Below are 12,832 nucleotides of genomic sequence, written 5' to 3'. Positions count from 1 at the left end.
AAATCATGAGTAAATTCAGATTAGAAATACGCTTTGCTGTTCAGTTAGTTTTAATGACTGCAGTTTCCTTGTTGATGGCTTACCTAACGACTTAGATTGGGTTTGGCTATGACGCATTATGAAGGTAACCGAACATATTAAACAAGCTAAAGGCAAAACCTTATTTTCTTTCGAAATCATTCCGCCTACCAAGGGTAGCAACATTCAGGAATTATATAACAACATTGACCCATTAATGGAGTTCAAGCCTCCTTTTATTGATGTCACTACATCCCGGGAACAATATGTCTATATAGAAAAAGATGGGTTACTAGACCGCAAAATAACGAGAATGCGTCCTGGAACGGTAGGTATTTGTGCTTCGCTTCAACATAAATATGATGTGGATACCGTACCGCATGTGTTGTGTGGTGGTTTCACTAAAGAAGAAACCGAGTATTTGCTAGTAGATTGTCATTATCTGGGAATTGAAAATGTTATGGCACTTCGAGGTGATGCTATGAGTCACCAAAAATACTTCGAACCCACTAAGGGCGGTCATACCTATGCTACTGATTTGGTAGAACAAATCCAAAATCTAAATAAAGGGCATTACCTTCATGATGTTATTGAAGCGAGTGATAAGGCAGATTTTTGTATCGGAGTGGCAGGTTATCCAGAAAAACATATTGAAGCTCCTTCATTGCAATCAGATTTAAAACGGCTAAAACAAAAGGTGGAAGCCGGAGCTGATTATGTGGTTACACAAATGTTTTTTGATAATAAAAAATACTTTGAATTTGTGGAGGCGGCCAAACTTGCAGGAATTGATGTGCCTATTATTCCGGGGATAAAACCTATTGCCGTAAAGCGTCATTTGCAGGTGCTTCCACAGGTTTTTAAAATTGATTTGCCTCAAGAACTTATAGATGCTGTAGAGAACTGTAAGGATAATAAAGACGTCAGGCAGGTTGGTATTGAATGGTGTATCAATCAATCCAAAGAATTGTTGGAAGCTGGTGTGCCCGTGCTGCATTATTATTCCATGGGAAAAAGTGACAACATTAAGGCTATTGCATCAGAATTGTTTTAAATATTCTGCTATTTTTGCCGCATAATCCTCTTTATGAAATATTTTTTCACGGTGATTTTGTGTTTGGCTTCTATGGCTTTTTATGCTCAGGAGCAACAGTACACCAATAACTTTGAATTGAATTACTTTAAGGGGAATATCGCACTACACAACAATGATATTCTAGGCCTCATTCAAGGGCATCCCGAAGGGTTTATTTTTAGTTGGAACAAAAGAACCTTTGGCTTTCAAGATTGGGAGCAACGTTATAATTATCCCGATTATGGGGTGTCATTTGCCTATCAGAATTTAAAGAATGATGTGTTGGGCACCAGTTATTCGGTATATGCCCACTACAATTTTTATTTTTTAAAAAGGCATTTGATGTTGCGGGTCGGTCAAGGTTTGGCCTATAATACCAATCCGTATGACAAGTATGAAAATCCAAAAAATATTGCTTTTGGGACACATATCCTAAGCAGTACTTACTTGATGCTTAATTACCGAAAAGAGCGGTTATTTGATCGATTTGGTATTCAAGCTGGATTGAGTTTGTTGCACTATTCAAATGCTAATGTAAGAGCTCCCAATACAAGTGTTAATACCATCGCGATTAATTTGGGAGTCACCTATAATTTGGAGGAAGAAGATCCAGAATATCAATATAGTTTAACCAAAGAAAAATTTACGGAACCCATCAAATTCAATGTGGTTTTAAGAGGGGGGATTAATGAAAGTGATGTCATTGATAGTGGTCAGTTTCCATTTTTTGTTGTTTCAGGTTATGCCGATAAGCGGTTGAGCCATAAAAGTGCTGTTCAATTGGGAGCTGATTTGTTTTTTGCAAAGTTTTTAGAAGAGCTCATCTATTATCAGTCTGTGGCATTTCCAGAAGAAGGTGTTTCAGGAAATGAAGATTGGAAACGTGTTGGTTTATTTGCTGGTCACGAACTATTTATCAATAAGACCTCTATCTTGACCCAAGTGGGCTATTATGTTTATTATCCTTATGATTTTGAAGGACGAACTTACTTTAGGGTTGGTTTAAAGCGCTATTTTGGAAAGAGAGTGTTTGGCGCATTAACTTTAAAGTCTCACGGTGCTAAAGCTGAGGCTGTGGAATTTGGAATTGGTGTTAGGTTGTAATATGAAGAGAATATTTTACATCATGTTAATATTGGTCTTTGCTTGCAATAGTGAAGACGCGAACGATTGTTTTCAAAAGGCGGGTAATACCATTCAAAAGGAAGTTCCTGTTACGGCTTTTGAAACTATTTTGGTAAATAGAGATGTCGAACTTATCATAAAACAAGGTCCGGAGTTTTTAGTTACTATAGAAAGTGGTGAGAATCTCATGAATGATATTACGGCTGAGGTTATTGGAGAGCAATTGCAAATTACAGATAACAATACATGTAATTTTGTTAGGGATTACGCCTTGACCAAAGTCTATGTTCAAGCGCCAAATGTATCTGAAATTAGAAGTTCCACACAATATGACATTTCTTCAGAAGGTGTTTTGGAGTATGATCAATTAACCTTGATTTCTGAAGATTTCAATGCTCCCGGGACTTTTACAACAGGAGACTTTAGATTGCAAGTTGCGAACATGCAACAGCTAAGTGTCATTACCAACAACATGTCTTTTGTGTATGTGTCTGGCTCGGTTGAGAATTTGTCGGTTCGCTTCTTTTCAGGAGCAGGGAGGTTTGAAGGGGCTAACTTGATTGCACAAAATGTGGATGTCTATCATCGGGGAAGTAATGATATGGTTGTGAATCCCCAACAACAGTTAACGGGAGAACTTCGCGGACCTGGAGATTTGATTTCAGTGAGCCAACCTACAGTTGTGGATGTAGAGCAGTTTTATACTGGAGCTTTGATTTTTGACTAATGAGAGTTTGTTTTTGGATTTCTTTTGTTCTTTAATATTAAAAAGATCAGTAGCATAAAAGGCAAAAGAACACAAATAACGACTGATGCCTGAACATAATTCAACCCTAAAATTTTAAACCAGTTCAAAAAGTCTACAGAATAATTAAAAAGTTTGGTTGAGAACGCTTCAAAGTCCGGAATGATTAATAGAATTAAAAAGATTATCAAAAGGTATATATAAACCAATTTCTTATTAGAAACAACTTTGCCTAAAAAGTAAACCAAAATAAAGGGTGTTAATATATAATAGATAATGATATTGACTTCATGATATGTAAACCCAGAAACCTTTGAAAGAAATTTCAACGATTTATAAACGGCTTGAAAAATATCATTCATAAAATTTATGGCAATTACTTTGTGTGGTATCTAAACAAACTTTCCAAGCTTTCATTTATCTATTTAATTAGACTTTAGTGTAGTTTATCAAAGCAGTTCCCTGCTCGTCTTTCAAACTTAAATAACCATCATTTGTTAATTCATAAACCCATCCGAAAGGTTCATTTTCGATTCTAAATAGCTTAGATTTTCCCCGGGTATCTATGAGATTTAATTTTTGAATTCTTTCACCCGTTTTAACATATAATAACCCGTTTGACATTGTAACAAATTCAAAAGTCTCGGCTTCTTTGCTGTCCTTGAAACTCTGAATAAACCATTTTCCATTTACTTCCTTTTCCCTCAACTGATACAATTTGAGGTCTTTGTTATAAATTTCAACTAACTTTTTGCTTATAGGTTTGTCTTCTTTAACTTTTATTTGCTTCATTAAAGCGTCATACTTATTCTCTTGATTGGATAAGGAATACCTGTAAAAGGCCAAAGAAATGGCTTCAAGTTCATAGGCAGGATAGGTGCCACCAAATACATTTATAACGCCTCCAGTTTTTTTACATTCCAGAATAATAGGCCAAAAGGCTAATAGCGCTTCCCCGTTCCAATTGTGGGCAATATTTAAAAGTGGAACCGTATTGTTCGGTTTGTATGATTTGGGACCGTGAATTTCAAACAATAAAGCTGTACGGGTTAAAAGACTCAAAGAAATCGAATCGTGTTGCCTAATATTACCGGAATTCAATAGGACTTTTTGATCTAGATTCTCTAAATGCTTCCAATAGGCATCGATAGCTTCTTCCGTTTGTAAGGCTTTAATTTCCTTACTGTAAGCGTCAATTGCAATTTGAGAATGGGCAAGATTTAAACTCGATAAGGAGATTGCCAACAATAATAAACGAAATAAAAAATTCATGGTCTATTTTTTAGTCAGCTCCCTGAACAAACTCTCCAGACTTTCATTTTTCTGGTTTAATTGCAGGATTTTAAGTTGGTTGTCATGGGCAAAATCAAACACATGGGAACGCATGTCTTCAGAAGTAGAAAAAGTAATCTCATAAACAAAATCATGGGTGTTGATTACTTGTTTTACCTTGGGGAGTTTTAAAAGAAAAGCATCCTCTACTCGGTAGTCAAATTCTACGATGACCACTTGTTCCTGTCCGCCTCTTAATTCTTTTAAGGTTTTATCAGCAACAATTTCTCCCTTGTTGATTATAATAACTCGGTCACACATCGCCTCCACTTCTTGCATGATATGGGTGGAAAGAAATACCGTTTTAGTTTCGCCGATGGTTTTAATCAAATGTCTGATGTCTACCAATTGATTGGGGTCTAGTCCCGTGGTAGGTTCATCCAAAATTAAAACATCAGGATCATGTAGTAGCGCATTTGCCAATCCCACACGTTGTCTATATCCCTTAGATAGTTGTCCGATTTTTTTGTGGGCCTCTGGTGTTAATCCCGTAAGTTCGATAACTTCTTCCACTCTCGATTTTTTAACCCCATAAACTCCGGCATTAAAGGCTAAATATTCCTTGACATATTGTTCCAAGTACAATGGGTTATGCTCAGGTAGATAACCAACGCTTTGTTGGACTTGTTGTTTTTCACTACCTAAATCGAAGCCGTTAACTTTGGCATGTCCTTCAGAAGGTTCCAAATAGGTGGTGAGAATCTTCATCATAGTTGATTTGCCTGCGCCATTAGGACCTAAAAAGCCAACGATTTCAGGTTTGGAGACCTTAAATGAAATTGCATTTAGGGCTTTTTGTTCACCATATATTTTTGTGATATTTGAAACTTCAATAGACATAGTAAAAGTCGATTTTACTTTCAAAAATAATATAATTACCTATCTCTACATACCTTAATTATAAGGAAATGCTAATTACTTCTAAAAAGATTTTGTTTTTTGAATTTATTATTTACTTTAGCAAACAGATTATGAACACAATAAGCGCAAATACATATTTTAACTGGTTTTATTTCTTTTTTAGCGAAAGGAACGAGACTTTGTATGTGTAATTTGCAAAAAGATAAATTCTATAAAAAGTCTCGATTTTAATCGAGACTTTTTTTTTGATGTCAATTAAAGATTTAAGTAATTAAGGAAATGATAAATACGGTAGAGACCATTAGATCGGTAGCCATTCAAGGAGTGAAAGGTTCCTTTCATCATATTGTTGCAGAAGATTATTTTGGTAGGGAGGTGCATGTTGAGGAGTGTCTTACTTTTGATGGGGTAGTTCAAAGCCTTATGGATGGTATAACAGATGCTGTGATTATGGCTATTGAAAACTCCATCGCTGGTTCGATTATTCCTAATTATGCCTTGTTGGATAATCATAACCTTCATATTGTGGGGGAATATTATTTAGATGTGCAACATCAGTTAATGGCACTTCCAGGGCAGCAACTGCAAGATATTCATGAGGTGTATTCTCACCCTATGGCGCTTCTTCAGTGTAAGGAATTCTTTAAACAATATCCGCATATTAAGTTGATTGAAGATAAGGATACGGCTGAGGTAGCTCAAAGAATTCGTGAAAAGGGATTGAAACACGTTGCTGCGATTGCCAGCAAATTAGCTGCTGAATTGTTTGATTTGGAAATTTTAGCAGAAAGCATTCAAACCATCAAGCATAATGAAACGCGTTTTGTGGTGGTTAAAAAACAAAATTCCTTGGTACCAGAAGCAGACATCAATAAAGCTTCCATACGGTTTGAATTGGAGCATAAAAGAGGCAGTCTAGCTGCAGTTTTAAATGTGATGAGTGATTGTAGGTTGAATTTAACCAAAATTCAATCCTTGCCAAAGATCAATACACCGTGGAAATATGCCTTTTTTGTTGATGTGACCTTTGATAAAATAACCGATTTCAAAAAGGCAAAAGCACTCATTGAAATCATGGCAGAAGAGTTTAAAGTGTTGGGAGAATATAAAAATGCAAAGATATGATTGAAGTAGCTAAGAGACTTCAAACGGTAGAAGAATACTACTTCTCTAAAAAATTAAGGGAGGTTAATGTGTTAATGGCAAGTGGTAAGCCCATTATTAATTTAGGGATAGGGAGCCCCGATTTAGCACCGCCAACCAAGGTGATTTCTACTTTGGTTGAGAGTTTGTCCCACTCCAATGCCCATAAATATCAGAGTTATCAGGGATTGCCTGAATTAAGGGAGGCCATGGTGTCTTTTTATAGAGATCAATTCAATGTGTATTTGAGTCCAACTACCGAAGTATTGCCGCTTATGGGGAGTAAGGAAGGGATCATGCATATATCCATGGCTTTTTTAAATGAAGGGGATGAGGTGTTAATTCCAAATCCAGGGTACCCTACTTATGCTTCGGTAACTAAATTGGTTGAAGCTGTTCCTGTTTTTTATGACTTAACAGAAGAAAACGGATGGATTCCAGATATCGAAAAATTGGAAGAACGGGATTTGAGCAAGGTGAAGATTATGTGGATTAACTATCCAAATATGCCAACTGGAGCAGTAGCTTCAGAAGCTGTCTTGATCAGATTGGTAGCCTTTGCAAAAAGACACAATATCTTGTTGGTTAATGATAATCCGTATAGTTTTATTTTGAATGAGAATCCAAGAAGTATCCTAGAGATTCCGGGAGCAAAAGAGGTGTGTTTGGAAATGAATTCCATCAGTAAAACCTTCAATATGGCTGGTTGGCGTGTGGGTATGCTTATGGGGAATTCAGAAAGATTGTCCCATGTTTTAAAAGTAAAAAGCAATATGGATTCTGGCATGTTTTATGGCATTCAGAAAGGAGCTATAGAAGCATTGAAGTGTTCAAAGATGTGGTATGTTAGCTTAAATGATGTTTATAGGGAACGCCGGGAATTGATGTGGGAATTGGCAGAAGCGCTTAACTGTACCTTTGATAGAAAGGCTGTAGGTATGTTTGTTTGGGCTAGATTGCCAGAAGGAGTCAAATCAGAAGAATTTATAGATCTATTGTTAAAGGAAAATCATATTTTCATTCCTCCGGGAACCATATTTGGAAGTAATGGTGAAGGTTACGTCAGGTTTTCACTATGCTCACCTACAGATGTCATAGAAGAAGCAATAGCTAGAGTAAAATAAAAAAGATGATAAAAAACTTATATATCATTGGAGTTGGTCTAATTGGTGGAAGTATAGCAAAGGATGTCAAGCGAATGAATCCGGAGATGGTCATTTATGGGATTGATAAAAATCCTGATCATTTGGATGAAGCTCTAAACCTGGGTATTATTGATAAAAAGGCTCAGTTGACCGATGTTCAAGAAGCTGATTTTGTAATTGTAAGTATACCAGTTGATGCCTCGGTAGATTTGCTGCCCCAGGTCCTAGATCTAATTCATGATGATGCCTTGGTTATGGAATCAGGGAGTACAAAAGCAGATATTTGTAAAGCGGTTGCAAATCATCCAAAACGGCGAAATTTTTTGGCAACCCATCCCATTGCAGGAACCGAATTTTCTGGTCCTAGTGCTGCTCTTGAAGGCTTGTTTCATGGAAAAACAAACATCATTTGTGAGGTTGAGAAAACAGCTTTTAAACTTCAGGAGTTGGCCTTGAATATTTTTCAAATTATGGGTATGCGTATTCGCTACATGAATCCTGAAGCACATGACAAACACATCGCTTATGTATCGCATTTGTCACACATAAGTGCATTCATGCTGGGTAAAACTGTTATTGAAAAGGAAAAAAATGAGAAAGACATTTTTGATTTGGCAGGTAGTGGATTTGCTTCAACGGTAAGGTTAGCAAAAAGTTCGCCTGCTATGTGGACACCTATATTTAAACAGAATAAAGAGAATGTTGTTGAAACATTAAATGAATATATACACAATTTGGTGAGTTTTAAGGATTTTCTGGAGTCAGATAATTATGACGAGATTTTCAATGAAATGGAAAATACAAATCACATAAAAGACATTTTAAACGGGTTAGAAAAAAAATAGAATATGGAAAACAAGAAAGAATTGAGAGGGTGGTTGGACGCCATGGAATTACCACATCCATTGGTAATTGCTGGACCATGTAGCGCAGAGACTGAAGAGCAAGTATTGAAAATAGCACATGATTTAAAAGATACAGATGTTAATTACTATCGGGCAGGTATTTGGAAGCCAAGAACCAGGCCAGGTAATTTTGAGGGAGTAGGTGCACTTGGCTTAAAATGGTTGCAAAAGGTAAAAAAAGAGACTGGTCTAAAAACGGCTACAGAAGTTGCCAATAGAAACCATGTGGAATTAGCCTTAGAGCATGATATTGATCTGCTTTGGATAGGTGCTCGCTCCACTGTTAGTCCGTTTATTGTACAGGATATTGCTGATGCGCTTAGGGGAACCGATAAAATAGTATTGGTCAAAAACCCAGTGAACCCAGATTTGCCATTGTGGCTTGGGGCCATTGAACGGTTGTATGCCTCAAATATTAAAAATCTGGGTGTCATTCACAGAGGTTTCTCAACTTATGAAAAAACGAAGTATAGAAATAACCCAGAGTGGCAGTTGGCGATTGAGTTACAAACCAAGTTCCCAGACTTACCATTGATAAATGACCCGTCTCATATCACTGGTAAACGCGATATGATTTTTGATGTATCCCAAACAGCTTTAGATCTTAATTTTGATGGGTTGATGATTGAAACCCATTTTGATCCCGATAATGCTTGGAGTGATGCTGCACAACAAGTAACGCCCAAAGCACTGGTTCAGATTATGAAAGATTTGAAGGTGAGAAAGGAAACAGATCCTGAAGCTGAATACTCTAATCAATTGAACAACCTTAGGGCTCAAATTGATGTTTTAGATAACCAATTAATCGATCTTTTGGGAAGGCGAATGAAAGTCTCTGATGGCATAGGCCAATTAAAAAAGCAAAAAAATGTAGCGGTGCTTCAAACCAAGCGATGGAATGAAATTTTAGGGAAAATGGTTTTGGAAGGAGAAGACAAAGGACTTAGTGAGGAGTTTATTTTGAAAATGTTTAAAGCGATTCATCAAGAATCTATCAACCATCAAGAAAAAGTTATTAATAAATAAAAGATGCCCCTTCTTACTTAGGGGCATTTAAATTAAGGGCTTAAAACAAGATAATAGGGCTGTTAAATCCATATTTTGCCCTAAATTTGACTCATGACAGGAACGGTTTATAAATCTACTGGTAGTTGGTATACGGTCAAGACTGATTTGGGTGTTGAATATCGATGCCGAATTAAAGGTAAGTTCCGTATTCAAGGTATTAAAAGTACCAACCCAATTGCTGTAGGTGATGTAGTTGATTTTGAATTGGAAACGAAGAATGATGAAACGACCGGTGTCATTCATCACATTCATGACCGTAAAAATTACATTGTTAGAAAATCTGTTAATCTATCGAAGCAAACACATATCATTGCTTCTAATGTTGATCAGGTATTTTTGTTGGTTACCATTGATAATCCACCAACTTTCACGAGTTTTATTGATAGGTTTTTGGTCACAGCAGAAGCTTATTCTATAAAGGCTATTTTACTCTTCAATAAAATTGACGTGTATGATGAGAATACCTTAATGGAAGTTAAGTATTTGGCTCATTTATATAGGCAGATTGGATATGAATGTATTGGGATTTCAGCTAAGACCGGTAAGAATATTGACCAAGTAAAAGGTTTGATGGAAGGAAAGGTTAGTATGTTTGCAGGTCATTCAGGTGTTGGTAAATCCACATTGATTAATGCCATTGAACCCAATTTGGATTTAAAGACTCAGGAAATTTCAATGCAGCATTCCCAAGGGCAACATACAACTACCTTTGCCGAAATGTTTGACTTAAGCTTTGATGCGCAAATTATTGACACACCAGGAATCAAAGGATTTGGCGTGGTCGATATGGACAAGGAAGAAGTTGGCGATTATTTTCCAGAGTTTTTTGAATTAAAACAATACTGTAAGTTCAACAACTGCATTCATGTAGATGAACCCAAATGTGCCGTTAAGGAAGCCTTGGATAAAGATGAATTAGCTTTCTCAAGGTATCGAAGTTACCTTCAAATTTTAGAAGGAGAAGAGGAACATTACCGAACCGATAATTATGATCAAGAATAGTTCATGAAGGCAGTTATTCAAAGAGTATCTCAGGCCGGCGTAACTATTGATCATAAAAAAGTAGCGCAAATAGAAACTGGGTTAATGATTCTATTAGGTATTGTTGAAGATGATACTCAGGAGGATATTAATTGGCTTTCCAAAAAAATTGCAAATCTTCGAATTTTTCCTGATTCTGAAGGGGTCATGAACAAATCCATTTTGGATGTTTCCGGGAAGGCCATAGTTGTTAGTCAATTTACACTGCATGCCAGTACAAAAAAAGGAAACAGACCAAGTTATATCTATGCGGCCAAACCAGATGTTGCCATTCCGTTATATCATTCATTTATAGATTCTTTTGAGAAGGAATTAGGAGATTCTGTTCAAACAGGTGAGTTTGGTGCCGATATGAAGGTGGATTTAATTAATGATGGACCTGTGACTATTATCATAGATACGAAGGAAAAAGTGTGAAAAAAATCTTAAAAATTTCATAAATTTACATTCCAAAAATTTTAGGAATGCGCCCAAATTTATTTCAACTGGTTTTATTACTGGTATTACCCTTTTATTCTCAATCTCAAGACCAATCAAAATTTACATCCTTAACATTACCTAAAGAACTAACAGAAAGTGCCAATGCGGTTGTTAGGCAGGATGATATTTTAATTGATATTACTTCTTACAATCGATTTGTCCATACAAACACTCGAATCGTCACGGTTTTAAATAAAAAGGGAGATGATGATATTGGAGCCGTTTTTTTCTATGATGAAAATACCAATATTAAAAGCTTGGAAGTGCGAATTTATAACAGTCTTGGAAAGGAAATCAATAAATTCAAAAAGAAGGATTTTGAAGATCAAAGTGCCGTAAGTAATGGTACATTATATGCCGACAATAGAGTTAAGTATTTGAGATATACACCTATTGCTTATCCGTACACAGTAAAAATTGAATCTGTTGTTGAATACCGTTCGACAGCCTTTTTGCCAGGTTGGAGACCCATAGAAGGGTTTTATGTGAGTACTGAAGAAGCCGAGTATAAAATTCAGAATAGTTCGGGGGTCGAACTTAAAGTTAAGACAACTAATTTTGAGCCATTTGGTATTGAAAAATTATCTGACTTTCACTTTAAGGCATCCCATCTGCAAGCTTTAAAGCCAGAGGCATATTCCCCTAATTTTTATGTTTACGCTCCAAGATTAAAAGCAGCTTTGATTGATTTTGATATGGAAGGAGTGAGAGGCGTTAATTATGACTGGAAAACATTTGGCCAATGGTACAATGATAAGTTGCTTTTTGATACACAAGTTTTGCCCGAAACTGTAAAAGCTGAAATTAAGTCGCTTACAGAGACTGCTTCCACCGAGTTGGAAAAGGCTAAAATTGTTTATGAGTATGTTCAAAAGAAAACACGATATATAAGTGTTCAAGTGGGTATTGGAGGTTGGAAGCCCATGTATGCAGAAGATGTGGATAGACTGGGTTATGGAGATTGTAAAGGTTTGACCAACTATACCAAGGCTTTGTTAAATGAGGTAGGTGTTACTTCTTATCACACATTGATATACGGAAGTGATGAACTTCAGAATTTTGATTCAGAATTTTCAGCAGTGCAAGGGAACCATATGATTCTTACTATCCCACATGAGGATGATTACATTTGGTTAGAATGTACTAGTCAAACAGCTCCGTTTGGTTATAATGCTAATTTCACAGATGATAGAGATGCCCTTGTAGTAACACCAGAAGGGGGCAAAATTGTACACACCCGGAAATATCTGGATGAAGATAATTTACAAACTACAAAATCAAAAGTAGAATTATCAAATGATGGAACCGTTCATGCCAACGTATTAATTAGATCATTTGGCTCTCAGTATGGGGAGCATTATTTTCTTGAGACTTCAACAAAAAGAGATCAAGAACTGTATTACAAAAAGAGATATTGGAGTTATTTGAATAGTTTGAGAATTGATAAAACACAATTTGAGAATGACAAGGATTCTATTATGTTTTTAGAACAAATTGATTTGAGTTTAAGTAACTATGGAATGCAAGCAGGAAAGGATATTTTAATTAATCCTAACCTTTTTAATAGGTATTCCAATGTGCCACCAAAATATAAGGAAAGAAACCTGCCTTTTGAAGTAGAAAGAGGATTTGTGGATGAAGATGAAACAGAAATTCATTTAGGAGATGATTTAGTCGTAGAGGGACTGTTTAACGATTTTGAGTTAAAGTCAAAATATGGATGGTATCGAATTTCGGTATCTGAGAATGATGAGGGAAATATTTTATATCGTAGAACTTTCAAGCTAAATAAGGGGGCTTATACAAAAGAAGAATATCAAGAATTCAGAGATTTTTTGGTTGAAGTTTCCAAACAAGACAATGCAAAAATCATCTTAAAAAATAAATCCTAAAA

The 12,832-nt window shown here is 36.0% G+C and carries 12 protein-coding genes; 10 read left to right on the top strand and 2 right to left on the bottom strand.

Annotation, left to right across the window (positions count from 1 at the left end):
* Window positions 1-118 precede the first annotated feature (118 nt).
* From metF to ZA07_RS03335, 3 genes are read left to right on the top strand one after another with little or no spacing between them, the layout of a single operon-like run.
* A complete protein-coding gene (gene metF, locus ZA07_RS03345; RefSeq protein ID WP_053970313.1) occupies window positions 119-1,072 on the top strand; it encodes a methylenetetrahydrofolate reductase [NAD(P)H] in 954 nt (317 codons plus the stop codon).
* Between the two features lie 33 nt (window positions 1,073-1,105).
* Window positions 1,106-2,197, top strand: a complete 1,092-nt coding sequence (locus ZA07_RS03340; RefSeq protein WP_053970312.1) for an acyloxyacyl hydrolase — start codon at window positions 1,106-1,108, stop codon at window positions 2,195-2,197.
* Window position 2,198: 1 nt separating this feature from the next.
* Window positions 2,199-2,945, top strand: a complete 747-nt coding sequence (locus ZA07_RS03335) for a head GIN domain-containing protein (RefSeq protein WP_053970311.1) — start codon at window positions 2,199-2,201, stop codon at window positions 2,943-2,945.
* 447 nt (window positions 2,946-3,392) lie between these two features.
* Here the strand turns inward: ZA07_RS03335 and ZA07_RS03325 are convergent, their stop codons facing one another.
* Both ZA07_RS03325 and gldA read right to left on the bottom strand, forming a co-directional pair.
* A complete protein-coding gene (locus ZA07_RS03325; RefSeq protein ID WP_053970309.1) occupies window positions 3,393-4,235 on the bottom strand; it encodes a hypothetical protein in 843 nt (280 codons plus the stop codon).
* Between the two features lie 3 nt (window positions 4,236-4,238).
* A complete protein-coding gene (gene gldA / locus ZA07_RS03320) occupies window positions 4,239-5,135 on the bottom strand; it encodes a gliding motility-associated ABC transporter ATP-binding subunit GldA (RefSeq protein WP_053970308.1) in 897 nt (298 codons plus the stop codon).
* A gap of 300 nt (window positions 5,136-5,435) precedes the next feature.
* Between gldA and ZA07_RS03315 the strand changes: the two genes are divergently transcribed.
* The 7 genes from ZA07_RS03315 (at window position 5,436) to ZA07_RS03285 (ending at window position 12,830) form a co-directional block, all read left to right on the top strand.
* Window positions 5,436-6,281 carry a prephenate dehydratase gene (locus ZA07_RS03315; protein ID WP_053970307.1) on the top strand — a complete coding sequence of 282 codons (846 nt, stop codon included), beginning with the start codon at window positions 5,436-5,438 and terminating at the stop codon, window positions 6,279-6,281.
* Window positions 6,278-7,423 carry a pyridoxal phosphate-dependent aminotransferase gene (locus ZA07_RS03310; protein ID WP_053970306.1) on the top strand — a complete coding sequence of 382 codons (1,146 nt, stop codon included), beginning with the start codon at window positions 6,278-6,280 and terminating at the stop codon, window positions 7,421-7,423. The genes ZA07_RS03315 and ZA07_RS03310 overlap by 4 nt, the downstream gene beginning before the upstream one ends.
* A gap of 8 nt (window positions 7,424-7,431) precedes the next feature.
* A complete protein-coding gene (locus ZA07_RS03305; RefSeq protein WP_053970399.1) occupies window positions 7,432-8,289 on the top strand; it encodes a prephenate dehydrogenase in 858 nt (285 codons plus the stop codon).
* Between the two features lie 3 nt (window positions 8,290-8,292).
* On the top strand, window positions 8,293-9,375 hold the full coding sequence (locus tag ZA07_RS03300; RefSeq protein WP_053970305.1) for a bifunctional 3-deoxy-7-phosphoheptulonate synthase/chorismate mutase type II: 1,083 nt from the start codon (window positions 8,293-8,295) through the stop codon (window positions 9,373-9,375).
* A 93-nt stretch (window positions 9,376-9,468) separates the two neighbouring features.
* Window positions 9,469-10,419, top strand: coding sequence for a ribosome small subunit-dependent GTPase A (gene rsgA / locus ZA07_RS03295; protein ID WP_053970304.1), 951 nt, complete (start codon window positions 9,469-9,471; stop codon window positions 10,417-10,419).
* A gap of 3 nt (window positions 10,420-10,422) precedes the next feature.
* Window positions 10,423-10,875: a D-aminoacyl-tRNA deacylase gene (dtd, locus tag ZA07_RS03290; RefSeq protein WP_053970303.1), complete on the top strand. Its 453-nt coding sequence runs from the start codon at window positions 10,423-10,425 to the stop codon at window positions 10,873-10,875.
* Between the two features lie 47 nt (window positions 10,876-10,922).
* The gene (locus tag ZA07_RS03285) at window positions 10,923-12,830 is read left to right on the top strand and encodes a DUF3857 domain-containing protein (protein ID WP_082316501.1); all 1,908 of its coding nucleotides are present in this window, start codon (window positions 10,923-10,925) and stop codon (window positions 12,828-12,830) included.
* Window positions 12,831-12,832: the final 2 nt, after the last annotated feature.

Origin of the sequence: Mangrovimonas sp. ST2L15 (assembly GCF_001280515.1) — a bacterium.
In the GTDB taxonomy this organism is placed as follows: domain Bacteria; phylum Bacteroidota; class Bacteroidia; order Flavobacteriales; family Flavobacteriaceae; genus Mangrovimonas; species Mangrovimonas futianensis.
The sequence above is the reverse complement of the archived record's forward strand: the minus strand, read 5'-3'. Positions and strand labels throughout refer to the sequence as shown.

Bases quoted from the DNA above. Each gene is read 5' to 3' on its own strand.
- ZA07_RS03325 (WP_053970309.1), bottom strand. From the start codon at position 4,235: ATGAATTTTTTATTTCGTTTATTATTGTTGGCAATCTCCTTATCGAGT.
- metF (WP_053970313.1), top strand. From the start codon at position 119: ATGAAGGTAACCGAACATATTAAACAAGCTAAAGGCAAAACCTTATTT.
- ZA07_RS03285 (WP_082316501.1), top strand. From the start codon at position 10,923: ATGCGCCCAAATTTATTTCAACTGGTTTTATTACTGGTATTACCCTTT.
- ZA07_RS03315 (WP_053970307.1), top strand. From the start codon at position 5,436: ATGATAAATACGGTAGAGACCATTAGATCGGTAGCCATTCAAGGAGTG.
- ZA07_RS03340 (WP_053970312.1), top strand. From the start codon at position 1,106: ATGAAATATTTTTTCACGGTGATTTTGTGTTTGGCTTCTATGGCTTTT.
- dtd (WP_053970303.1), top strand. From the start codon at position 10,423: ATGAAGGCAGTTATTCAAAGAGTATCTCAGGCCGGCGTAACTATTGAT.
- gldA (WP_053970308.1), bottom strand. From the start codon at position 5,135: ATGTCTATTGAAGTTTCAAATATCACAAAAATATATGGTGAACAAAAA.
- ZA07_RS03335 (WP_053970311.1), top strand. From the start codon at position 2,199: ATGAAGAGAATATTTTACATCATGTTAATATTGGTCTTTGCTTGCAAT.
- ZA07_RS03300 (WP_053970305.1), top strand. From the start codon at position 8,293: ATGGAAAACAAGAAAGAATTGAGAGGGTGGTTGGACGCCATGGAATTA.
- ZA07_RS03310 (WP_053970306.1), top strand. From the start codon at position 6,278: ATGATTGAAGTAGCTAAGAGACTTCAAACGGTAGAAGAATACTACTTC.
- rsgA (WP_053970304.1), top strand. From the start codon at position 9,469: ATGACAGGAACGGTTTATAAATCTACTGGTAGTTGGTATACGGTCAAG.